Origin of the sequence: Streptomyces sp. NBC_01341, assembly GCF_035946055.1 — a bacterium.
GTDB lineage: Bacteria > Actinomycetota > Actinomycetes > Streptomycetales > Streptomycetaceae > Streptomyces.
The window spans coordinates 2,935,003-2,957,245 of record NZ_CP108364.1; the positions used below are offsets into that span (position 1 = coordinate 2,935,003).

Genomic DNA, 22,243 nt, shown 5'->3' on the forward strand with positions numbered 1-22,243 from the left:
TCCGCCGTCCCGTTCCCCCGGCGGGCCGGTGCGGCGGGGCCGATCCGGCACGCCGGAGGAACGGAACGATGTGGGGCACTACCCCAGGTGCTGCGGTCCGAACGACTGCGGCAGCATCTCGTCGAGCGTGCGGAGACCGTCCGGGGTCTCCAGGACCAGTTCGGGGCCGCCGAACTCGTACAGCAGCTGACGGCACCGCCCGCACGGCACGAGCACCGCGCCGGAACCGTCCACACAGGTGAAGTGGGTCAGCCGGCCGCCACCCGTGGAGGCGAGCTGCGACACCAGGCCGCACTCGGCGCACAGGCTGATGCCGTACGAGGCGTTCTCGACGTTGCACCCCGTGATCATGCGGCCGTCGTCGACGACGGCCGCCGCGCCGACCGGATAGTGCGAGTACGGGGCGTACGCCCGGGACATGGCGTCCCGGGCGGCCTCGCGCAGCACTTCCCAGTCGACCGGAGCGTGGGCGGTCACTTGCCCTCGCCCTTGCGGTACGGCACGCCGTCCGCCTTGGGCATCCGCAGCCGCTGCGCCGACAGGGCGAGCACCAGGAGCGTGGTGACGTACGGAGCGGCGTCGACGAACTGGCTCGGGACCTGGTCCGTCAGCCCGTACCAGGTGAACAGCAGGCCCGAGACGACCGCCGAGATCAGCGCGGGCAGGTACTTCTTCCGGTACAGCTGCCAGAACACGACGATCACCAGCAGGATGGCCAGGAGCAGCAGCATCGCGTGGACGTTCTCGGCGCCGCCGCGCAGCTTGAGGCTGTCGGTGAAGCCGAACAGCCCGGCACCCAGGGCCATGCCGCCCGGCATCCAGTTACCGAAGATCATGGCGGCGAGACCGATGTAACCGCGGCCGCCGGTCTGGCCCTCCTGGTAGATGCTGGTCGCGACGAGGGAGAGGAAGGCACCGCCGAGCCCGGCCAGACCGCCCGAGATCGTCACGGCGATGTACTTGTACTTGTAGACGTTGACGCCGAGGGTCTCGGCCGCCACCGGGCTCTCGCCGCAGGAGCGGAGGCGCAGACCGAAGGCCGTGCGCCACAGCACGAACCACGTGATGGGGATGAGCAGCAGGGCGACGACGGTCAGCAGCGACAGGCCGGTGACGAGGCCGCCGATGATGCCGGCGAGGTCGGAGACGAAGAACCAGTGGTGTTGTTGCAGGTCCTGCATCCAGTCCGACAGCCCTGGAATGGTGATCTTGTCGATCTCCTCCAGCCGCGGTGACTGCTTGGAGGACCCGCCCGGCTCCTCGGCGAAGGTGAAGTTCGACAGGTAGCGGGTGACGCCGACGGCGAGGATGTTGACGGCCACACCGGAGACGATGTGGTTCACGCCGAACGTGACGGTGATGACGGCGTGCAGCAGACCGCCGAGTGCGCCGCCGAGGATGCCGAACAGGACACCCACCCAGGGGCCCCACTGGTAACCGGCCCAGGCGCCGAACCAGGTGCCGAGGATCATCATGCCCTCGAGACCGATGTTGACGACGCCCGCCCGCTCGGCCCACAGGCCGCCGAGTCCGGCCAGACCGATCGGGACGGCGAGCTCCAGCGCGCCGCTCACCTGGCCCACGGACGTCACGTCGTCCGCACCGCTGATGAGACGGACCAGCGAGACGAGGGCCAGCCCACCGGCGATGATCAGCAGGACGACGGGCAGGGAGAGCTTGCGGCGGCCGCCGCCCCGCTTCGGGGCGATGCGTGCGGCGATGGCTTCGGTGCTCACAGGGCCGCCTCCTTCTCGGTGGTGAGAGCGTGGCCGGCGGCGAGTTCCTCGCCGACCTTCTGCTGCTGGCGACGGGTCCCGTAGCGCCGGACGAGTTCGTAGCTGACGACGACCGAGATCACGATCAGGCCCTGGATGATCGTGGCGATCTCCTTCTCGAAGCCGAACTGGTCGAGCGGGGACGACGCCTTGTCCAGGAACGCGATCAGCAGTGCGCTGAGGGCGATGCCCACCGGGTGGTTGCGGCCGAGCAGGGCGATGGTGATGCCGGTGAAGCCGAGGCCGACGGGGAAGTCGAGGCTGTAGGTGTGCGTGTCGCCCAGCAGCGTCGGCATGCCGACGAGGCCTGCGATGGCACCGGAGATCAGCATCGAGGTCAGGATCATCTTCTTGGCGTCGACACCGGACGCCTGGGCGGCACTCTCGCTCGCGCCGGTGGCGCGCAGGTCGAAGCCGAACCGGGTGCGGTTCAGGACGAGCCAGTAGACGAGACCGCAGCCCGCGGCGACGAAGGTGAAGCCGTAGATCTCACCGGCGTCGGCGCTCAGGGACACGCCCGGGAACCAGCCGGCCTCCGGGATGTCGCCCGTGGTGAGGTTGTTGGAGCCCGTGGCCTGTTCGCCGAAGTTCTTCGGCAGGATCAGCCAGGCGATCAGCGCGGTAGAGATCGAGTTGAGCATGATCGTCGCGACGACTTCGCTCACTCCGCGGGTGACCTTGAGGATGCCCGCGATACCGGCCCAGAACGCGCCGACCAGCATGGCCACGATCACGATGAGGGCGATCTGGAACGGCCCGGGAAGGCTGACACTCGCGCCGACCAGCGCGGCCATCATCGCCGCGAGACGGTACTGCCCGTCGACACCGATGTTGAAGAGGTTCATCCGGAAGCCGACCGCGACCGCGAGGGCGGCGAGGTAGTACGTACCGGCCTGGTTGATGATCAGGACCTGCACGTCGCTGTACGAGACCTGCTCGAACAGCAGGCGGTACAGCTCGAACGGGTCTCGGTTGGAGATGAGCAGCACGAGGGTGCTCAGCACGAACGCGACGACCAGGGCGAGCGCCGGGCCGGCGAAGCCCAGGATCAGCCGGTCCTTGTCGAATTTCTTCATCGGGCCTCGTCCTCCGGTGCTGCTTCGAGGTGACCGGCGGCGGCGCCGGTCATGGCCGAGCCCAGTTCCTCGGGTGTGATGGTCGCGGGGTCTGCGTCCGCGACGAGCTGTCCGCGGTACATGACGCGCAGGGTGTCGGAGAGCCCGATGAGCTCGTCCAGGTCCGCCGAGATGAGCAGGACGGCGAGTCCTTCACGGCGCGCCGCGCGGATCTGGTCCCAGATCTGCGCCTGGGCGCCGACGTCCACGCCTCGGGTCGGGTGAGCGGCGATCAGCAGCTTCGGGGCGTGGCTCATCTCGCGTCCGACGATCAGCTTCTGCTGGTTGCCGCCGGAGAGGGAGGCGGCCGTGACCTCGATGCCCGGGGTCCGGACGTCGTACTCGCGCACGATCCGCTCGGTGTCCGTGCGGGCGGCCTTCGGGTCGAGCAGCCAGCCCTTGCTGTTGGGCTTCTCGGTGACGTGCCCGAGGATGCGGTTCTCCCAGAGCGGGGCGTCCAGGAGGACGCCGTGGCGGTGGCGGTCCTCGGGGATGTAGCCGATGCCGCCCTCGCGCCGCTTGCGGGTGGGGGCGTGGGAGATGTCGTCCGCGTCGAGCGTGATGACCCCGCCGTCCGGGGCACGCATGCCCATGAGCGCCTCGATCAGCTCGGTCTGACCGTTGCCCTCGACGCCGGCGATGCCGAGGACCTCACCCTTGTGGATCGTGAAACCGACATCGGTCAGGACGTCGCGCACGACGCCGTCCGGGTCCGTCACGCTGAGGGAGAGGTCCCGGACCTGCAGCATCGGGACGTCCGTCACCGTGGACTCGCGGGTCTCGGGCGACGGGAGCTCGCTGCCGACCATCAGCTCGGCGAGCTGCTTGGTCGTGGTGTTCGCGGGGTCGGCCGTGCCCACCGTCGTGCCCCGCCGGATCACCGTGATCTCGTCGGCGACGGAGAGGACCTCTCCGAGCTTGTGCGAGATGAAGATGACGGTGAGGCCTTCGGCCTTCAGCTCGCGGAGGTTCGCGAAGAGCGCGTCCACCTCCTGCGGGACCAGCACCGCGGTCGGCTCGTCGAGGATGAGGATGCGGGCACCGCGGTAGAGGACCTTGAGGATCTCCACGCGCTGCCGGTCGGCGACACCGAGGTTCTCGACGAGCACGTCGGGCCTGACCCCGAGCCCGTACGCGTCGGAGATCTCCTTGATCTTCTTGCGCGCGGCGGATCCGATGCCGTGCAGCTTCTCGCCGCCGAGGACGACGTTCTCCAGGACGGTGAAGTTGTCGGCGAGCATGAAGTGCTGGTGGACCATGCCGATGCCACGCGCGATGGCGTCACCGGGGTTGCTGAACGAGACCTGCTCGCCGTCCACCGCGATGGTGCCCTCGTCCGGCTTCTGCATGCCGTAGAGGATCTTCATCAGGGTGGACTTCCCGGCGCCGTTCTCACCGACGAGGGCGTGGACCGTGCCCTTGCGTACGGTGATGCCGATGTCGTGGTTGGCCACGACGCCGGGGAAGCGCTTGGTGATGCCGTGCAGTTCTACGGCAGGGGGACTGCTGGACGCGTTGATGACGCACTCTCCTTGACCGGACAGGAGCGGGAGCACAGAGGCAGGGGGGCGGGGTGAAGTTATCGCGCCTGGGACCTGTCTACACGCGTAGCGCTGCCGAATCGTAAAGCGTAGGCGCACGGCACGGCCCGAACACGGGGTCCGGGGCCTGTGCGAGCAGGGCACTGCGACGGGCACAACTTCTTCGAGAAGCACCCCACGGGCCCGGAGCGAAGGTGCGCGCTCCGGGCCCACGGGAAACCAGCGTGACGACCGGGGTCGTTACGGGGTGGTCTTGACGGTGATCTTGCCGTCGATGATTTCCTTCTTCGCCTTGTCCACGGCCGCGATGACGTCGGTCATCTTGGTGAAGGCCGGGTTGGACATGGCCAGGCCGACGCCGTCCTTGTCGAGGCCGTAGCGGACCTCACCGGACTGGGGCTTGCCGTCCTGGACCGACTTGATCAGGTTGAAGACGGAGTCCTCGACGTCCTTGGTGACGGAGGTCAGGATCGACTCCTTGTAGGCCGCGAGGCCTTCCTGGCTGTACTGGTCGGAGTCGACGCCGATGTTCCACTTGCCGGCCTTGGAGACGGCCTCGATGGCACCGGAACCGGCCAGACCGGCCGCCGAGTAGACCACGTCGGCGCCCTTGTCGAGCTGGCCCTGGGCAGCGGCCTTGCCGAGGTCCGGCTTGGAGAAGCCCGAGAAGTCCGGCGGCTGGGTCAGGTACTGCGGGAGCACGTTGACCGAGGAGTCGGTGTCCTTGACGCCCTGGATGAAGCCGGCCTCGAACTTCTTGATCAGCGGGGTCTCGACACCACCGATGAAGCCGACCTTCTTGGTCTTCGTGACCTTTGCGGCGGCGACACCCGCGAGGTAGGAGCCCTGCTCCTCGTTGAAGACGATGTTGGCGATGTTGTCGCCGGTGACCGAGGCGTCGTCGATGATGCCGAAGGTGATCTTCGGGAACTTCGGCGCGACCTTCTTGATGGCCGGGGCGTAGGCGAACCCGACACCGATCACCGGGTTGTTTCCGGCGCGGGCCAGCGAGGTGAGGCGCTGGACCTTGTCCGCGTCCGACTCACCCTCGGAGGGCTCGGCCTCGGTGCCCTTGACGCCGAGGTCCTCCTCGGCCTTGACGAGACCGGCGTACGCGGCGTCGTTGAACGACTGGTCGCCGCGGCCACCGATGTCGTACGCGAGTGCTGTCTTCTTGTCCTTGGAGTCGGACGCGCTGTCCGACGACGAGTCGCCACACGCACTGACGCTGAGCGCAAGTGCCGCGGACATGACGCCCACGGTGGCAATCCTGGTGATCCGGCGCAAGGGAAGGCTCCTTCAAACCTGACCGAAGCGCCTCTTCCGGCGCTGGTTTCGCCGCGATCGTAACGCGCGTAGATGTCAGATAAGCACCTGTACGGAAGCCGTTATCGGATCGTCGCGAACAGGAGGTGTCCTGGCCGGTTACGAGCCGTTGCCGTCGAGCAACGCAGCGGCGGTGAAGAGCTCCACCCCGACCGTGATCGCTTCCTCGTCCACGTCGAAGTTTCCGCGGTGCAGGTCCAGACCGCGCGTGTCCCCCGGCGTCCGTACTCCGAGCCTGGCCATGGCCCCCGGGACCCGCTCCAGGTACCAGGAGAAGTCCTCTCCGCCCAGACTCTGTTCGGTGTCCTCGATCGCATACGATCCGCGGCGGATCGTCATCGCGGCGTCGAGCAGGCCGATGGATTCCGCGTCGTTCACCACCGGCGGGACACCGCGGATGTAGTTGATCACCGTCTTCGCCCGGTGCATTCCCGCCACCTCGTCGACGGCGGCGTGCACCATGTCGGGAGCCTGCCGCCAGGTGTCCAGATCGAGACAGCGCACCGTGCCCGACAGCTCGGCGTGTTGCGGGATGACGTTGGGGGCGTGCCCCGTCTCCAGACGGCCCCATGTGAGGGCGAGCCCGGACCTGGCGTCGACCCGCCGGGCGAGCAGCGCCGGGACGTCGGTGGCCACCCTGGCCGCCGCGGTGACCAGGTCGGTGGTCAGGTGCGGCCGGGCGGTGTGCCCGCCGGGGCCGTCGAGGGTGACCTCCAGGCGGTCGCAGGCGGAGGTGATCGGCCCGATCCGCAGTCCGACCTTCCCCACGTCCACCTTCGGGTCGCAGTGCACGGCGAGGATCCGCCCGACCCCGTCGAGCACCCCGGCCTCGATGGCGTCCGCCGCGCCGCCGGGCAGCACCTCCTCGGCGGGCTGGAAGAGCAGCCGCACGGGACGGGGCAGCAGCCCCTGCCGGTCGAGGGCGGTGAGCAAGAGTCCGGCGCCGAGGACCGTCGTGGTGTGGACGTCGTGCCCGCAGGCGTGCGCGCGGTCGGGCACGGTGGACCGGTAGGAGACGCCCGCCTTCGTGTCGGGGATCGGCAGGGCGTCGATGTCCCCGCGCAGCGCCAGCATGGGCGTCACGCCGTCCCACTCGCCCACGTCGCAGACGAGCCCCGTCCCCGAGGCGAGCACCCTGGGCCTGAGTCCGGCACGCTCCAGTCGCGCCTTGACGGCCGCCGTGGTGCGGAACTCCTGGTTGCCGAGCTCGGGGTGCATGTGGAGGTCACGCCGGAAGGCGATCAGCTCGGCGCGCAGCTCGTCGGACAGGGAACCCGGCAGGGCGGCTCCGTCTGTCGGCTGGGCTTCGGCCTGGGGCACGCGCGTCTTCAACTGGTTCACCCAGTCAAGGGTAGGCCCCCAGGGCACTCAACTGGCTGGAGATCACCAAAAGTTCAGCCGCTCAGGGGAACAAAAAACGCCTCGAAGGGTGTGATGGACCGGAGCGATGGGTAAACTCGCCCGATTTTCCACCACCGTGCGAGTGGGGCGCGAGACGGAGCCACGCGTCGCGCGTGGCTCGGGCCGCGGTCCCCGGCGCGCGCTCCGCCGAGTACACCCGAACGGGTGAGCCGGCGGCGCATGGAGGCATCGAGCAGCTGCCACCGTGTGCCGGTACGGACGCCGGCCGGGCGCGCAGGCATCCCTCCGCACAGTCTGCCGGACCGGCACGTGAACCGGCGGGCAGTCATGCGGGCCACTCGGCCCGCATGCCCGGCTTCTCCGGTGTCAGGCGGCCCCCTCAGCCCTCGGCCACCGCTGTGGCCCGCCAGGGAGCCAGCCGCTGCACGTCCCGGGCGGTCTCCGTGACCCCGCTCAGGAACCCCTGCGCGCGGGGGGAGGCCGTGTCGCGCAGCCACTCCGGCGCTATGTCGCAGACCGCGACCTTCACGCCCGTGCCGACGAGGGCCAGCGGCAGCGTGTGCACCACCGTGGACGGGAAGCTCAGCACCGTGTGGCCGATGGGACCGCGGCGGGCGATGAGCTCCAGGGGGAGGTCGGGACGGACGATCTCCAGACCGGTGGCGGCCTCCAGGGCGTGGAGCTTGTCGGCGGACTCGCGACGGTGCGCGAAGTAGCGGGTCGCGCCGTGGGTGCGGGCCAGCGTGCTCACCGCTTCCTGGTAAGGAACGGGGTCGACCACGCCCGTCTCCACCAGGGAGGTGCCGACCAGGTCGGCGCCCTTGGTGATGCGGGGCGGTCCGAAGCGTTCCCGGGTCCAGGTGAACGTGTTCGCCGTGACCTCGACGCCTTCGGGCGCCTGGACGGGCATGGCGGTGAACACCTCGACGGTACGGGAGGCCGACGGTGTGAAGCTGCGGCGGGCAGCGGAGGCGACCGGGGCAAGCAGCAGCTCGCGCGGGCCCCCGCTCCCCCGGCGGTGCCAGCGCACGAGGCGCTCGCCGCGTGCCAGCTGGGCGACGAACTCCATGGTGGCCGTGCCGTCGTCGACCACCGTGATCCGGCGGGCGCGGACCAGGCTGAGGAGCAGTTGCACGTACCGGGAGAACGGGTCCCCGATGACGATGCGGTCGGCCCTGCGGATCAGGCCGGTCAGCGCCCGCAGGGCCCTGAGAGGCGCGCCGGTCTCCCCGCGCGCCTCCTGCCAGCGGACGGTGACGCCCTCGTCGCGGGCCAGCTCCGCCATCCTGCGCAGCTGTCCGCGCGACATCGGGTCGACCGGGGGGAGGACGACGATCGTGGTGGCGTCGGTTCCTCCCCGGGTGTGGGTCCACTCCAGGACGTTCAGGAGCTGGACCGGGCTCTCGACGAAGGCGAGGTTCACCGGTCGGCCCGTCAGACCGCGACCGGCTCGGCGGCCGGCGCGCTCTCGTTCTCGGAGACGACACCCGCGACCCGGCGGAGCTTCTTCATCGGGCCGAGCTCCGACTCGTACACCTTCTTGACGCCGTCACCGAGGGACGCCTCGATGGTGCGGATGTCGCGGACGAGGCGCGTGAGGCCCTGCGGCTCGACGGACGCGGCCTGGTCGGAGCCCCACATCGCGCGGTCCAGGGTGATGTGACGCTCGACGAAGGTGGCGCCGAGCGCGACGGCGGCGAGGGTCGTCTGGAGCCCGGTCTCGTGGCCGCTGTAGCCGATCGGCACGTTCGGGTACTCCTGCTGCAGGGTGTTGATGACCCGCAGGTTGAGCTCCTCGGCCTTCGCCGGGTACGTCGAAGTGGCGTGGCAGAGCAAAATGTTGTCGCTGCCGAGGACCTCGACCGCGTGACGGATCTGCTTCGGCGTCGACATGCCGGTGGAGAGGATCACGGTGCGGCCGGTGGCACGCAGCGCCCGCAGCAGCTCGTCGTCCGTGAGGGAGGCGGAGGCGACCTTGTGGGCGGGGACGTCGAACTTCTCCAGGAAGGCGACGGCCTCGGTGTCCCACGGGGAGGCGAACCAGTCGATGCCGCGCTTGGCGCAGTGCTCGGCGATGGTGGTGTACTCGGCCTCGCCGAACTCGACGCGGTGGCGGTAGTCGATGTAGGTCATCCGGCCCCAGGGGGTGTCGCGCTCGATGTCCCACTGGTCGCGGGGGGTGCAGATCTCGGGCGTGCGCTTCTGGAACTTGACGGCGTCGCAGCCGGCGTCGGCGGCCACGTCGATCAGCGCGAGGGCGTTGTCGAGGTCGCCGTTGTGGTTGATACCGATCTCGCCCGTGATGTAGACGGGGCGGCCGGGGCCGGCGGTGCGAGGGCCGAAGGTGCGGAGGCGGGAGGTGCTGGTCATGGTGGTGCTTCCTTACTTGGCGGGGGCGTTGGGAGAGTCGGTCGTGAGAGTGGGGCCGAGGAGCCAGGCCGCGATCTCGCGGATGGCCCCGAAACCACCGGGGTTACTGGTCACGGCGCGCGCGGCGGCGCGCACCGAGTCGTGGGCGCTCGCCACGGCGACGGGCCAGCCCGCCAGTCCGAAGCAGGCCAGGTCGTTGACGTCGTTGCCGACGTAGAGCACGCGGTCGGGAGCGATGGACTGCTCCTCGCACCACTGCTTGAGTGCCAGGTCCTTGCGGTCGATGCCGTGCAGGACGGGGACCTGGAGCTTGCGGGCACGGGCGGCGACGACCGGGTTCTGTTCCGTGGACAGGATCAGGAGCGGCAGGCCGGACTTGCGCAGGGCCGCGATACCGAGACCGTCGCCGCGGTGCACGGCCACGGTCTCGCGGCCGTCGGAGTCGACGAGGACGCGGTCGTCGGTCTGCGTGCCGTCGAAGTCGAGGACGACGGCGTCGATGTCCGCCCGGGTGGGCAGCGGCGAGGGGTCCAGGAGCGGTGCGAGGGCGCGGGCGCGGGCCAGGTCGTGCGGGTCGTCGATCTCCAGGACCCGGGCCGGGTCGGTCGGGACGAGCGCGGTGCGGCCGAAGAAGCGGTGCCGGTGGGTACGGAAGCCGGTGGCGTCCATGGCGTACGCGGCGCCGGTCTCCAGGTGGTCCTGGGGCCGGTCCTGACGTCGGGGGCGTACGGCCTTGTCGTGGTTGACGCCGTAGGTGCCGTCCTCGGCCGCGCTGCCGTCGCGCCACACGAAACCGTGGAAGGGAGCGACGGTGAGGGCGGTGTCCGCGCCGTCGCGGGCGACCGCCGCGGCGACGCCGTCGATGTCCTCACGGGTGATGAAGGGGCTCGTGCACTGGACCAGCAGCACCACGTCGGCCTTCCGGCCGGGGCCCATCGCCTCGTACGCGTCCAGGGCGTGCAGGACCGCCGCCTCGCTGGTCGCGGTGTCCCCTGAGATGGCCGCGGGGCGCTGCACGCAGTGGAGCCGGGCAGCCTCACCCAGCGCATCGGCGGCGGACCGGGCGGCCTCGGCGATGGCCGGGTCGTCGGTGGTGACGACGACGTCCGTGACCTCGGGCGAGGCGAGGCAGGCGCGGACGGCCCGGGCGACGAGCGGCACGCCGCCCACCTGGGCGAGGTTCTTGGCCGGCACGCCCTTGGATCCGCCGCGGGCGGGGATCACGGCGAGCACGGTGGGGGGCGGGGTCATGGAGGCTCCTGAATCGGTGGTCACAGCTCGCCCATCCGCCGGATCACGGGGGCGACCCGCTGGACGCCGTGGCGGTAGGCGCCGCGCGCCGCGTTGCGCACGGTTTCTCGCACCGCGCCCCGGACCCGTCCGGTCTCCTTCGGCGCGACGGCGCCGGGCAGCGGGTGGCCGTCCGGGCCCAGGTGGTGGCGGGCGAGGATGCCGGGGAGGTAACCGGGGGCGGTGGCGGGCGTGTAGTAGGGCGTGAGGCGGGGAAGCGGGCCGGCCGCGAGCAGTTCGCCGACCCGGGCGCGGGCGGTGTCGTAGGCCGCCGCGTAGGTGCCGTCGGCGGCGACACCCTGGCCCGCGAGCCACTCCTCGTCGGGCTCCGGGTTCAGGCCGCCGTCGAGGTGGTCCCAGGACGTGATCAGTCCGGAGCCGATGAAGTGGTGGTTGCCGAGCGCCTCGCGCACACCGAGGTCGGAGAGGATCGCCGTCGGGATGCGCCGGTGCAGGGATTCGAGGGCGGCCGTCGAGGACACGGTGACCAGCAGGTCGGTGCGGTCCAGGACTTCGCCCATGTGCCCGTACACGAGGCTGAAGTTGGGCGGGAGGCCGCCGGGGATCCGCTCCGCGAGGCGCTGGTAGGGCAGCTCCTCGATGTGCGTGGTGTGCTCGCCCGGTTTGGAGCGCAGCTTCAGCAGGACGTCGCGGCCGGGGTGCAGCCGGGCGTGCTCGACGAGCCGGCGCAGCAGGTAGGTGCGCTCGGCGCGGGACGCGGGCACGGAGGGCTGAGCGGCGAAGACGACGGTGTCGCGGCCCTCCCGCGTCCGGTGCGGCTCCCCGCCCAGGAACGGCAGGGCGGCCTCGGTGACGGACGCGGCGTCGGCGCCGACCCCCTCGTAGACCGCACGGAAGCGCTCCGCGTCGTGGCGGGAGTTGGCGAGCACGACGTCGGCTCCGTGACGCAGCAGGAGCCCGTCGGCGAGCTTCTCGTAGACGACGCCGACATAGCCCGTGACGACGACCGGCCTGCGGGGCAGGTCCAGCGCGGCCAGGCCGTGCAGCATCGCCTGTACGGCGCCGCCGACGAGGGCCAGGACGACGACGTCGTACGCCTCGTCCCGGACGGTGTGCAGGAACTCGACGGCCGTCACCTCACGCACCCGGGCCGCGTCCACCCCGACCTCGCCCACCTCGGCGAGCTGCCGGGGCGTCGGGGTGGCCCGGCCACGCAGCAGCAGCCCGCTGATCTCGACGGGGCGTCCCGCCGGACCGGACTCCGGGGCCGCGGACAGACGGCGCGCGGTGAGCGCACCCCATTTCCACCGGGTGTCGGAGTCCGCGAGTACGGCGACCCTGAGAGCCGGGACCGCGGCTGTTGCGTTGTCGGCCGGATCAGCCGAATTCCAGGAACGTGAAGGCACGTCCTAGAAGCTAGAAAGGCATTTCGATGTGGAGCCCAACGCAGGTGCAACAGATGGTTAACAGCCCACCGACGGTTGGATATCCAGCTCTCCGCCGGGGTTTTCGCTCGAAGTCCGGGAGTCGGATCCGGGCGGGTTTACGGATCCGACACGGTCCGTTCATGTCCCGTCCTTTCCGGGGACAAGCCGCATGACAAGCCCGCACCTAGCCTGATCGACGTGGTTAAGCTCTCCGTCATCGTGCCGTTCTACAACGTGCAGACATACGCGCCCGACACCCTCAGAAGCCTGCGTGCGAACGCCCGCAAGGATTTCGAGTTCATCCTCGTCGACGACTGTTCGACCGATGGGACTGCCGATATCCTGAATCGCGCGCGGGACGCCATTCCCGGGGCGGTTGTCATCAGGCACGCACAGAATGGCGGACTGGCAACCGCGCGCAATACCGGACTGGACGCCGCGAGTGGTGAGTTCATCACCTTCCTCGACGGTGACGACTGGCTCGCTCCCGGCTATTACGAACGGCTCCTCGCCGCCGCCGAGGACCTGGGATGCGACTTCGTCCGTGCCGACCACGTGCAGGTCACCGGCAGGGCGCGGACCGTGCACCGGGTGCCGCACGGGCTGCGGGGCGTCCCGTTCAGCCCCCGCGCCGCCATTCTTCCGCCCGACCGCACCACCTCGGTGGACTACCCGTACGCCTGGGCCGGTATCTACCACCGGCGGCTCGCCGACCGCGGGCTGCTGCACTTCACGCACGGGCTGCGGACGGCCGAGGACCGGCCGTGGATCTGGCGGCTGCACCGGGAGGCGGAGTCCTTCGCCGCCGTCGGGCTGCTCGGAGTCTTCTACCGGCGCGGTGTCGCCTCCTCGCTGACCCAGATCGGTGACGTACGTCAGCTCGACTTCATCAAGGCATTCGACCAGGTCATCGAGGAGACCGCCCGGGACCCCGAGGCGGACAGGCTGCTGCCGAAGGCCGTCCGCACCTACGCGGCGGTCATGGCGCACCACCTGGACTCCATCGACAGGTTCGAGCCGCTCGTCGCGCGCAAGCTGCGTTCCATGAGCGCAGCGGCGCTCCAGCGGCTTCCGCAGGACCTCCTCAGCGACACCCTCGACTCGCTGGGCGACCAGCGGGCGGCCCGGCTCCGCCGGCTCCGTCGCCGTGCCGTCCCCGCGGGGACCCTTCCCTCCGTCACCACAGGAGCAACCGCCTGATGTCCGGCCGCAGTTCCACCCAGCTCTTCTTCGCGTGCTCGCAGTACGCCGCAGCCACGGTCACCGCGGCGATCCGGGCGGGCCAGTTCGGCCCGCGCGACGAACACCGCCGGATCCTGGTCGTCAGCGACACCTCGTACGCCCCGGAGGTGGGCACGCCGCTCGACCGGATGGACGGGTTCGAGTGCCTGCGCCCCGACTACGACACGGTGCTTTCCTGGAACGAGTTCATCCAGCCCTTCCACCCGGCGGGCTGGTTCCCCCGCGAGCAGGACACCCTGCTCTGGGAGCGGTACCTCCGCCTGGCCTGGGACCTCGGTGACGGCCCGGTGGAGATCGCCTGTGAGTCCATCCAGGCGAACCCGTCCAACGCCGTGGCGAAGATCTTCAGCGAGAGCCCCGTCCACGTCTACGCCGACGGGCTGATGAGCTACGGACCCACCCGGAGCAAGATCGATCCGCTGATCGGCACCCGGGTTGCGCGACTGCTGCACCTGGACCTCGTCCCGGGCCTGCGGCCCCTGCTGCTCTCCGAGTTCGACGTCGAGGCGGAGGTCGTCCCGACGGCCGAGTTCCTCAAGGTGCTCGCCGAACTCGCGGACGCGGCACCTTCGTTCGCCACCGGACGGGGTGAGGGATCGCCCGCACTGCTGCTCGGTCAGTACCTGTCGGCGATCGAGGTGCTGACCCCCGCCGAGGAGGAGGCCCTCCATGTGCGGATGCTGCACGGCGCCGTCGCCCTCGGGCACCGGCAGGTCGTCTTCAAGCCGCACCCGTCCGCACCGGCCGGCTGGTCCCGGCTCCTGGAGGAGGAGGCGGAGCGTCTCGGCGCCGAACTGACCGTGCTGGACGCCCCGGTGATCGCGGAGGTGGCCTACCAGCGACTGAAGCCGGCCCTCGTCGTCGGCGCGTTCTCCACCGCCCTGCTCACCGCGGCCGCCTTCTACGGCCTCCCGGTGGCCCGGCTGGGCACGGAGACGCTGCTCAGTGGCCTGACTCCGTACCAGAACAGCAATCGGGTGCCGGTCACGATCGTCGACACGCTGCTTCCCGACCTGGAGGACGCGCCCGCGGTCATGGCGTGGACCATGCCGGACGAGGCGGCGGTCCAACGGGAGCTCACCGGTCTCGTCACCGCCGTCGGCTTCGCGATGCAGCCGAAGATCTACCCGGAACTGCGCTCCGCGGCCGAGGTCTTCCTCTCCGGGCAGCCCGTGTCCGTCAGGGACCGCTACTTCAGGCGCCGCCGCCTGACCGCACTCGCCCTGCCCGGGGCTCTGCCCTCCCAGTTCGACTTCATCCCCCGCAACCCCACCGTGCGTCGTTTCGCGCGGCAGGCCCGCACCTGGCAGCGGGCGGCGAGCCGCCGCCTGCCGGGAGCCGGCCGGGTCAACGGCAGCTGAATCACCCTGTGACCGTTCGTCTTCCCCGGGGGAAGACAGTGGACGACGTGGAAGGACCACCCGACGTGACGAGCGCGCCACCACTGCCTGCAGAGGCGACGGTTCCCGGCACCGCCGGCCCGCAGCAGCCCGCCGCGCCCAGGGCCGGGGGCCGCCTCCGCGCCCTCGACGGGCTGCGCATCCTTGCGGCCCTGATGGTCTGCCTCTACCACTACGCCGGCAAGAACGGCACGATCGCGGAGTCCTGGGGGCAGTCGCCCGGCCTGAAGTTCCCCACGCTGTCGTCGGTCGCGACGTACGGATGCCTCGGGGTCCAGCTCTTCTTCGTCATCAGCGGCTTCGTGATCTGCATGAGCAGCTGGGGCAGGAGCCCGGGGGACTTCTTCCGTTCCCGGGTGGCCCGTCTCTATCCCGCCTACTGGGCGGCGATCGTGATCGTCACCGCCGCCGCGGTCCTGCTCCCGGTGGTGGTACGGCCGCTGCCGCTGAACGAGCTCTTCGTCAACCTCACCATGCTCCAGCAGCCGATGGGTGTGGACCGGGTCCTCGGCGTGTGCTGGACACTCTGGGTGGAGATGCGGTTCTACCTGCTGTTCGCCGTCTTCGTGGTCTGGCGGGGCGTGACGTACCGCCGGGTCGTGGTCTTCTGCATCGCGTGGACCTTCGCGGGCGTCTTCGCCCGGATCGCGCACACGCCGCTCACCGACGCCCTGGTGATGCGGGACCACGCGCCGTACTTCATCGCCGGCCTGGCCTTCTACCTCATCCACCGTTACGGCAGCGACCTGCTGCTGTGGGGCATCGTGCTCACCAGCTGGCTCCTCGGCCAGCGCTACTCCGTCACGGCGCTCTGGCACCCGGGCATGGACGGCGACTTCGCCCGCTCCCCGTACGTCATACAGGCGATCGTGGCCCTGGCGTTCCTCGCGGTCGCCGCGGTGGCCCTGGGCTGGCTGGACTGGGCGAACTGGCGTTGGCTGACGGTCGCCGGCGCGCTCACGTACCCCTTCTACCTGCTGCACGAGCACCTGGGCTGGTTCGCGATCCGCGTCATGAACCGCGCGCTGCACCTGCCCCCGTACGTGACGCTGGCCGCCTCGGTGACGTCCATCCTCCTCCTGGCCCACCTGCTGCACCGCCTGGTGGAGAAGCCGGTCGGCTCCCGCCTCAAGCGGGCGATGACCGCGCAGGCGGCGCGGATCCCCTGGCGGGAGCGGGTGGGCTAGGTCCGCGGGTGTGGCGGGTCGGCGTCCGTGCCGAGGCGTACGGCAAGGGCTTGTTCCTCGTGCGGCCGGACGGTTACGTCGGCTGGGCGGGCGACGACCTCCCGGGGCTCGCTGAGTACGCCGGACCGCTGGGCCTTGACCTCAAGTCCGCTTGAGCTCCTACGGTCCACAACATGGACTACTCACATGACGACGCCGGGCTCGCACGGCAGCCGATCGGCTACTGGAGCTGGGCGGCACACGAAGCGACCGTGACCCACATCAGAGCCGCACTGGCCGAACACGGTCTGACCCAGCCTCCCTGGTGGGTCCTCAACCAGCTCACCGAGGCGGACGAACACGGCCGTCCGCGCGCCGAGGTGGTCGCGGCCCTCCGCGGATACCTGAACGTCGGCGACGCGCTGGAGCCGGAGATCGACGCCCTCGTCGCCAAGGGCCTGGTCACCCAGGACCCGGCAACCCGCCTCCGGCTCACCCCCGAAGGGCACGCGCTGCGCGCCGAGGCGTTCGAACGGGTCAGCGGGGCACGGGCGGAGATCCACGCCGGGATCCCGGACGAGGAGTTCGTCGCCGCCCTGAAGGTGCTCCAGCGGATGATCCACAACGTGGGCGGCAATGCCTGGCACCACTGAGCCCCGGCGCCGGACCGGCCGGTTCAGACCCCGCTGAGCGACAGTTTCGCCGCGAACCCGAGGAACAGCACGCCCGCCGCCGTGGTGGCCCCCGCCGACAGACGCTTGCGGCGGCGGAAGACGGCGGCGAGGCGGGTGCCGCCGAATATGAGCGCCGAGAGATAGACGAAGCTGCCGATCTGGAGCAGTGTGCCCAGCAGCAGGAAGGACAGGGCGGGATACGCGTAGCCGGGATCGACGAACTGCACGAAGAAGGAGATGAGGAACAGGATGGCCTTGGGGTTGAAGATGCTGACCACGAGCGCCCGCCGGTAGGGGCGCTCCGGACCCGCCGCCGGTGCACTGCTCTCCTCCGTCAGCCCGGCGGCCCGCCGGTGCCGTTCACGCCACATCGACACGGCCGCCCGCATCATCCCCATCGCCATCCACGTCAGATAGCCGGCGCCCGCGTACTTGACGACGGCGAACAGCAGCGGCGTCGTCTGCAGCAGGGAGGCGGCGCCCAGCGCGGACAGGGTCATCAGGACGGTGTCCCCGGTCCACACACCCGCGGCGGCCACATAGCCGGTGCGCACCCCGCGCCTGGCGGCCACGGAGAGCACGTACAGCGAGTTCGGCCCCGGCAGCAGAATGATCAGCACCAGGCCGGCGAGATAGGTCGGAAGATCGGTGACACCCAGCATGAACGGAGTGTCGCACGGGGGTACGACACTCCGTCCGGGTGGTTCACATCGCGGAGGATCACTCCTCGTCACCGCCCGGCAGCCGGTCCACGGAGGGCTCCGCTCCACTCCGGCCGACGGGCGCGGGAGACGGGCGGGAGATCACTCGCGCGGACGGGTGCGACCGCTCAGAAGGCGTCCGTCGGGACATACGCCCCCCAGATCTCCCGCAGCGCGTTGCAGACCTCGCCGACGGTGGCCCGCGCCCTGAGTGCGTCCTTCATCGGGTAGAGCACATTGTCCGTCCCCTCGGCCGCCTTCTTGAGTTCCGCCAGCGCCGCGTCCACCGCCTCCTGGTCGCGTTCGGCCCGGAGCTTCGCCAGACGGGCCGCCTGCTGGGCCTCGATCGCCGGGTCGACGCGGAGGGGTTCGTACGGCTCCTCCTCGTCCAGCCGGAAGCGGTTGACGCCGACGACGACGCGCTCGCCGCTGTCCGTCTCCTGCGCGACGCGGTAGGCGCTGCGTTCGATCTCGCCCTTCTGGAAACCGCGTTCGATGGCCTCGACCGCGCCGCCCATGTCCTCGACCTTGAGCATCAGTTCCAGGGCGGCCGCCTCCACGTCGTCGGTCATCCTCTCGACGACGTAGCTGCCGGCGAACGGGTCCACCGTGGCCGTCACGTCCGTCTCGTACGCCAGGACCTGCTGGGTGCGCAGCGCGAGGCGGGCCGACTTGTCGGTCGGCAGCGCGATCGCCTCGTCGAAGGAGTTGGTGTGCAGCGACTGCGTGCCGCCGAGGACGGCGCCCAGGCCCTGGACGGCGACCCGGACCAGGTTGACCTCGGGCTGCTGGGCGGTGAGCTGGACGCCTGCGGTCTGGGTGTGAAAGCGCAGCATCAGGGACTTGGGGTTCCTCGCGCCGAACTCCTCCTTCATCACCCGCGCCCAGATCCGGCGCGCGGCACGGAACTTGGCGACCTCCTCCAGGATCGTCGTACGGGCGACGAAGAAGAAGGAGAGCCGGGGCGCGAAGTCGTCCACGTCCATGCCAGCGGCGACGGCGGTACGGACGTACTCGATGCCGTCCGCGAGCGTGAACGCGATCTCCTGCGCGGGCGAGGCACCCGCCTCGGCCATGTGGTAGCCGGAGATCGAGATGGTGTTCCACCTGGGGATCTCGGCCCGGCAGTACTTGAAGATGTCGGCGATCAGCCGCAGCGACGGCTTCGGCGGGAAGATGTAGGTGCCCCGGGCGATGTACTCCTTGAGCACGTCGTTCTGGATGGTGCCCGTCAGCCGGGCGGCGGGCACGCCCTGCTCCTCGGCGACCAGTTGGTAGAGCAGCAGGAGGAGCGACGCGGGGGCGTTGATGGTCATCGAGGTGGAGACCTCGCCCAGCGGGATGCCGTCGAAGAGGACGCGCATGTCGTCGAGCGAGTCGATCGCGACCCCGACCTTGCCGACCTCGCCGGAGGCGATGGGGGCGTCCGAGTCATGCCCCATCTGGGTCGGCAGGTCGAACGCGACGGACAGGCCCGCCGTGCCGTTGGCGATCAGCTGCTTGTAGCGGGCGTTGGACTCCGTGGCGGTGCCGAAGCCCGCGTACTGCCGCATGGTCCACGGCCGGCCCGTGTACATGGTGGGGTAGACACCGCGTGTGAAGGGGTACGCCCCGGGCTCGCCCAGCTTCTCGTCGGCCCGCCAGCCGTCGAGGGACTCCGGCCCGTACACCGGCTCGATGGGCAGTCCCGACTCGGACTCACGCGTCATGTGCTGTGCCTCCCGCTCAAGCTACTTATCGGTAACAAATCTCGCGACGGACTCTAGCGGCGACGCCCCGGCCTGTCGGGGGCCCTCCGCTGGGACCTTGCTCACAGCGCGCGCCCACGCCCCGGGCGGGCCACTCCCATCATGCGCAGGATTCGGCAACCGGGCAGGACGGGAATCCGTCTCATGAGACATCCGCGCCACGCGGGCGGCGGCGGGACAGCCAGGGGGCCGATGATGAGACGCGTACGGGCGGGCAGCCGGACGGGTGGGGTGCGCGCGTCGGCCGCGGTGGCCGTGGGTGTGGTCGTACTGGCCGCCCTCACGGCGGGATGCAAGGACACGCCGGCCGGGTCCACCAGCTCCGCCACCCCGCCGGGAACGGCCGCGTCGTCCCCGGACGACGCCAAGCCGAGCGGCGGTCCGGCCGTCCCGTCGGCGACCGCGACGGCGTCGGCGACACCGGGCGCCCGCCCCCCGGCGCTGATGTCCGTCGGCGACCGGAGCAAGCGGGTACGGGAACTCCAGGCCCGGCTGCGGCAGATCGGCCACTTCGACCGCAGCCCCACCGGCTACTACGGCAACGTCACGGCCGCGGCGGTGCGTTCGTTCCAGGGCAAGCGGGACCTCCCCCGCACGGGCGGGACAGACACGGTGACGTGGCGGCGGCTGCTCGCGATGACGAGGAAGCCGACGGCGAAGGAACTGGACCCGCCGACCGGCAGGCCGGTCGCCCGCCCCGACGCGCGGTGCATGACGGGCCGGGTGCTGTGCATCAGCAAGAACAGCCGCACCCTGGCCTGGATGATCGACGGCCGGGTGGTCTCCGCGATGGACGTGCGGTTCGGCTCCCAGTACACACCCACCCGTGAGGGCACCTTCTCGGTGTACTGGAAGTCCCGCCACCACGTCTCGACGCTCTACGACACCCCCATGCCCTACGCGATGTTCTTCAGCGGCGGCCAGGCGGTGCACTACTCGCCGGATTTCGCGGCCCGCGGCTACAGCGGCGCGTCGCACGGATGCGTGAACGTACGGGACGAGGGGAAGATCGCCTCGCTGTTCGCCCAGGTGAAGAACGGCGACAAGGTCGTCGTCTACTGGTAGCCGGCGATCGGGGGCGCGGGCGGGACCGGGGGAACGTGTCCCGCCCGCGCCAGTGCGCCGAGCCGAAGGTACGGGGGGAACCCCGGCTCATTGCGCGGCCGATGACCAGTCGGCACTCACTACTGCGCCGTGGGGGCGAAGAACGTTACAGCCGACGCGTTCGCGCAGGTCAGAGACCTACCCGGAGGTAGGGTCAGCGGCGCACCGGCAGGGTGGACGGCGACTCCGGGGAGGCCGTGGGGCGCGTCCCTGTGCCGTCACCGGGTGCGTCCCGCGTGTGGAAGGTGACGGGAGGGAGGGAGCCCCCGGCGTCGCCGCCGTCGTCCTGGCCGCCGCCGGCCTTGCCGCCGCCTCCGCCGTTCCGGTCGTCCGCCGCGAGGACACGGTCGCAGAAGCGGTCCAGGTTGTCCTCACCGTCGGCCAGTTCGAGGAGTCTGCGCTCCTGGTCCTTGCTCAGGGCGTCGGCGCGGTACTCACGGCACGCTCGGACGGACTTCGCGAACACCCCGCCCGCAGAGCCCTCGGGCACCTCTCGCCCGTCCGTACCGCCCTGCGCACCGTCGTCGCCGGTCTCCCTGTCCCGGTTCCCGTCCTGAGGGGAGGGCGGCGAGCCGACGCCTCCCGTCACGCTCGGAGGCACACCGTCGGCCGGCTTCTCCTCCTCGGCGCCATCGGGCTCCTCCGAGGGCGGCGGAGTCCTGGGCGCCTCCGGTATCGCGGACGGCGGGGGCACGGAGCGTTCCGCCTCGGGCGCCTCTCCCCCCATCTCCTCCGGGGACGCGGCGGCGGAGACGGAAGCGGCCGGAACCGGTGCGCCGTGGCCGCCGAACGGCACGGGCAGCATGCCCGTGCCCCCGGCGACGGCCACCCCGCCGAGCGCGCACCCGGCAAGCGAGACGGCAAGGCCGAAGCGCACCGGGCGGGTCCAGCGCCGGCGCCGGGGTGACGCCTCAGGCGGAGCCCCTATCCGTACGGTGCTCAGGGCCACCCCGGTTCCGGCGGCCGTGGCGGGATGTGCGGCACCGGCCCGCCTCCCGCTGCCGGAGGCCTCACGGAAGGCCGCCATCGCCGCGGCCTCACCGGGGAGTTCGCCTCTGGCCGGGGCGGGGGTCCGCACCGCCCGGAGCGTAGCCTCCAGCCGCGGCAGCCCGGTCCTGCTGTGATCGTCGACGGACTCGACGGACGCACCGCGGAGCAGTTTCTCCGCAGTGTCCGCGTCAAGCCACTCGTGCTGCTCGTCGGCCATCACATGTCCCTCTGCGTCCACGGACGCGAATGCGTCACACCGGCGGGCGCCGCTCCGCCCTTGCGGGCGGGGCGCTGCGCGGGCACCGCGCCGAGTCCCGCCCCGGCCGCCGGGATCTCGTCCTCCTGGCCACCGTCGCCCCCCACCAGCTCGGCGAGCCTCTTCAGACCGCGGTGGGCCGCGGTGCGCACCGCGCCGGGACGCTTGCCGAGTGTCCTCGCCGCGCTCTTGGCGTCGAGGCCGATCACCACGCGCAGCACGACTGCCTCGGCCTGGTCCTGGGGCAGCTGCGCGATGAGGGACATGGCGCGCCCGGTGCCGAGGGACTCCAGCGCCTCCCCCGCCGTATCGGACTCGGCGGCCTCTCCGGCCAGTTCGCTCTCGTCGCCGCCGATCGCGGGGCGCCTTCCCCGCATCCGGACGTGGTCGAGCGAGCGGTTGCGCGCTATCCGGGCGGCCCAGCCGCGGAAACGGTCGGCGTCGCCGCTGAAACTGTCGAGGTCCCGCGCTATCTGCAGCCAGGACTCGGACGCCACGTCCTCGGCGTCCGGTTCACCGACCAGCGTCCGTATGTAGCCGAGCAGCCGCGGGTGCACGGCGCGGTACACAGTACGGAAGGCGTCCTCGTCCCCGTCCTGTGCCGCGAGCACCGCGGCGGTCAGCTCCGCGTCGTCCCCCAGCACTCCCTCAACCCGCCCCGCTGATCTCGATCGCAGCTGGTCACCACTGCCGCGCAGCCCTGCGCGAATCAGCACGCTACGTGCTCGGACGGTGCCCCGTCCATGACTTGTACAACCCGCAACTGTCTCCTGACGCACTGCGGTGTGACAGAAA

Annotated in this window: 20 protein-coding genes; 6 read left to right on the forward strand and 14 right to left on the reverse strand. The window is 70.8% G+C overall.

The window, feature by feature from the left end; genetic code table 11:
- Positions 1 to 78 precede the first annotated feature (78 nt).
- From OG206_RS12615 to OG206_RS12660, 10 genes are all read right to left on the reverse strand, one after another.
- Complete coding sequence (locus OG206_RS12615) at positions 79 to 477, reverse strand: cytidine deaminase (protein WP_327115399.1); 399 nt, start codon at positions 475 to 477, stop codon at positions 79 to 81.
- Positions 474 to 1,736, reverse strand: a complete 1,263-nt coding sequence (locus OG206_RS12620; RefSeq protein ID WP_327115401.1) for an ABC transporter permease — start codon at positions 1,734 to 1,736, stop codon at positions 474 to 476. The genes OG206_RS12615 and OG206_RS12620 overlap by 4 nt, the downstream gene beginning before the upstream one ends.
- Positions 1,733 to 2,851 (reverse strand): ABC transporter permease, encoded by a 1,119-nt coding sequence (locus tag OG206_RS12625; RefSeq protein WP_327115403.1) that lies wholly within the window; start codon positions 2,849 to 2,851, stop codon positions 1,733 to 1,735. The genes OG206_RS12620 and OG206_RS12625 overlap by 4 nt, the downstream gene beginning before the upstream one ends.
- Complete coding sequence (locus OG206_RS12630; RefSeq protein WP_327122254.1) at positions 2,848 to 4,434, reverse strand: ABC transporter ATP-binding protein; 1,587 nt, start codon at positions 4,432 to 4,434, stop codon at positions 2,848 to 2,850. Before OG206_RS12630 ends, OG206_RS12625 begins: the two co-directional genes overlap by 4 nt.
- 237 nt (positions 4,435 to 4,671) lie before the next feature.
- Positions 4,672 to 5,718, reverse strand: a complete 1,047-nt coding sequence (locus OG206_RS12635; protein WP_327115405.1) for a BMP family lipoprotein — start codon at positions 5,716 to 5,718, stop codon at positions 4,672 to 4,674.
- Positions 5,719 to 5,856: 138 nt separating this feature from the next.
- A complete protein-coding gene (locus OG206_RS12640) occupies positions 5,857 to 7,098 on the reverse strand; it encodes an amidohydrolase (RefSeq protein WP_327115407.1) in 1,242 nt (413 codons plus the stop codon).
- Between the two features lie 400 nt (positions 7,099 to 7,498).
- On the reverse strand, positions 7,499 to 8,542 hold the full coding sequence (locus OG206_RS12645) for a hypothetical protein (protein ID WP_327115409.1): 1,044 nt from the start codon (positions 8,540 to 8,542) through the stop codon (positions 7,499 to 7,501).
- Between the two features lie 11 nt (positions 8,543 to 8,553).
- A complete protein-coding gene (locus tag OG206_RS12650) occupies positions 8,554 to 9,489 on the reverse strand; it encodes an N-acetylneuraminate synthase family protein (RefSeq protein WP_327115411.1) in 936 nt (311 codons plus the stop codon).
- Positions 9,490 to 9,501: 12 nt separating this feature from the next.
- Positions 9,502 to 10,740 (reverse strand): acylneuraminate cytidylyltransferase, encoded by a 1,239-nt coding sequence (locus tag OG206_RS12655; protein ID WP_327115413.1) that lies wholly within the window; start codon positions 10,738 to 10,740, stop codon positions 9,502 to 9,504.
- Positions 10,741 to 10,760: 20 nt separating this feature from the next.
- Positions 10,761 to 12,146 (reverse strand): DUF6716 putative glycosyltransferase, encoded by a 1,386-nt coding sequence (locus OG206_RS12660; RefSeq protein WP_327115415.1) that lies wholly within the window; start codon positions 12,144 to 12,146, stop codon positions 10,761 to 10,763.
- A gap of 219 nt (positions 12,147 to 12,365) precedes the next feature.
- Between OG206_RS12660 and OG206_RS12665 the strand changes: the two genes are divergently transcribed.
- The 5 genes from OG206_RS12665 (at position 12,366) to OG206_RS12685 (ending at position 16,628) form a co-directional block, all read left to right on the forward strand.
- Positions 12,366 to 13,367, forward strand: coding sequence for a glycosyltransferase family 2 protein (locus OG206_RS12665; protein ID WP_327115417.1), 1,002 nt, complete (start codon positions 12,366 to 12,368; stop codon positions 13,365 to 13,367).
- Positions 13,367 to 14,770 (forward strand): polysialyltransferase family glycosyltransferase, encoded by a 1,404-nt coding sequence (locus OG206_RS12670; RefSeq protein WP_327115419.1) that lies wholly within the window; start codon positions 13,367 to 13,369, stop codon positions 14,768 to 14,770. The genes OG206_RS12665 and OG206_RS12670 overlap by 1 nt, the downstream gene beginning before the upstream one ends.
- Before the next feature lie 65 nt (positions 14,771 to 14,835).
- Positions 14,836 to 15,996: an acyltransferase family protein gene (locus tag OG206_RS12675; RefSeq protein WP_327122255.1), complete on the forward strand. Its 1,161-nt coding sequence runs from the start codon at positions 14,836 to 14,838 to the stop codon at positions 15,994 to 15,996.
- 8 nt (positions 15,997 to 16,004) lie between these two features.
- Positions 16,005 to 16,151: an aromatic-ring hydroxylase C-terminal domain-containing protein gene (locus OG206_RS12680; RefSeq protein WP_327115421.1), complete on the forward strand. Its 147-nt coding sequence runs from the start codon at positions 16,005 to 16,007 to the stop codon at positions 16,149 to 16,151.
- A gap of 18 nt (positions 16,152 to 16,169) precedes the next feature.
- Positions 16,170 to 16,628, forward strand: a complete 459-nt coding sequence (locus OG206_RS12685; RefSeq protein ID WP_327115423.1) for a MarR family winged helix-turn-helix transcriptional regulator — start codon at positions 16,170 to 16,172, stop codon at positions 16,626 to 16,628.
- 23 nt (positions 16,629 to 16,651) lie between these two features.
- Here OG206_RS12685 and leuE read toward each other — a convergent pair whose 3' ends face one another.
- Positions 16,652 to 17,311: a leucine efflux protein LeuE gene (gene leuE / locus OG206_RS12690; RefSeq protein WP_327115425.1), complete on the reverse strand. Its 660-nt coding sequence runs from the start codon at positions 17,309 to 17,311 to the stop codon at positions 16,652 to 16,654.
- A gap of 167 nt (positions 17,312 to 17,478) precedes the next feature.
- Positions 17,479 to 19,059, reverse strand: coding sequence for an acyl-CoA mutase large subunit family protein (locus OG206_RS12695; protein ID WP_327115427.1), 1,581 nt, complete (start codon positions 19,057 to 19,059; stop codon positions 17,479 to 17,481).
- 234 nt (positions 19,060 to 19,293) lie between these two features.
- Here OG206_RS12695 and OG206_RS12700 point away from each other — a divergent pair, with 234 nt between their 5' ends.
- Positions 19,294 to 20,163 (forward strand): L,D-transpeptidase family protein, encoded by an 870-nt coding sequence (locus tag OG206_RS12700; protein ID WP_327115429.1) that lies wholly within the window; start codon positions 19,294 to 19,296, stop codon positions 20,161 to 20,163.
- Positions 20,164 to 20,356: 193 nt separating this feature from the next.
- On the opposite strand, the gene OG206_RS12705 is transcribed toward OG206_RS12700, so the two are convergent.
- Both OG206_RS12705 and OG206_RS12710 read right to left on the reverse strand, forming a co-directional pair.
- On the reverse strand, positions 20,357 to 21,409 hold the full coding sequence (locus tag OG206_RS12705) for a hypothetical protein (RefSeq protein WP_327115431.1): 1,053 nt from the start codon (positions 21,407 to 21,409) through the stop codon (positions 20,357 to 20,359).
- Positions 21,409 to 22,092 carry an RNA polymerase sigma factor gene (locus OG206_RS12710; RefSeq protein ID WP_327122256.1) on the reverse strand — a complete coding sequence of 228 codons (684 nt, stop codon included), beginning with the start codon at positions 22,090 to 22,092 and terminating at the stop codon, positions 21,409 to 21,411. Before OG206_RS12710 ends, OG206_RS12705 begins: the two co-directional genes overlap by 1 nt.
- Positions 22,093 to 22,243 lie beyond the last annotated feature (151 nt).

What these genes read in the sequence shown, in the direction of transcription:
- OG206_RS12625 (WP_327115403.1), bottom strand. Translation starts at nt 2,851, where the DNA reads ATGAAGAAATTCGACAAGGACCGGCTGATCCTGGGCTTCGCCGGCCCG.
- OG206_RS12650 (WP_327115411.1), bottom strand. Translation starts at nt 9,489, where the DNA reads ATGACCAGCACCTCCCGCCTCCGCACCTTCGGCCCTCGCACCGCCGGC.
- OG206_RS12655 (WP_327115413.1), bottom strand. Translation starts at nt 10,740, where the DNA reads ATGACCCCGCCCCCCACCGTGCTCGCCGTGATCCCCGCCCGCGGCGGA.
- OG206_RS12670 (WP_327115419.1), top strand. Translation starts at nt 13,367, where the DNA reads ATGTCCGGCCGCAGTTCCACCCAGCTCTTCTTCGCGTGCTCGCAGTAC.
- OG206_RS12685 (WP_327115423.1), top strand. Translation starts at nt 16,170, where the DNA reads ATGGACTACTCACATGACGACGCCGGGCTCGCACGGCAGCCGATCGGC.
- leuE (WP_327115425.1), bottom strand. Translation starts at nt 17,311, where the DNA reads ATGCTGGGTGTCACCGATCTTCCGACCTATCTCGCCGGCCTGGTGCTG.
- OG206_RS12695 (WP_327115427.1), bottom strand. Translation starts at nt 19,059, where the DNA reads ATGACGCGTGAGTCCGAGTCGGGACTGCCCATCGAGCCGGTGTACGGG.
- OG206_RS12700 (WP_327115429.1), top strand. Translation starts at nt 19,294, where the DNA reads ATGAGACGCGTACGGGCGGGCAGCCGGACGGGTGGGGTGCGCGCGTCG.
- OG206_RS12705 (WP_327115431.1), bottom strand. Translation starts at nt 21,409, where the DNA reads ATGGCCGACGAGCAGCACGAGTGGCTTGACGCGGACACTGCGGAGAAA.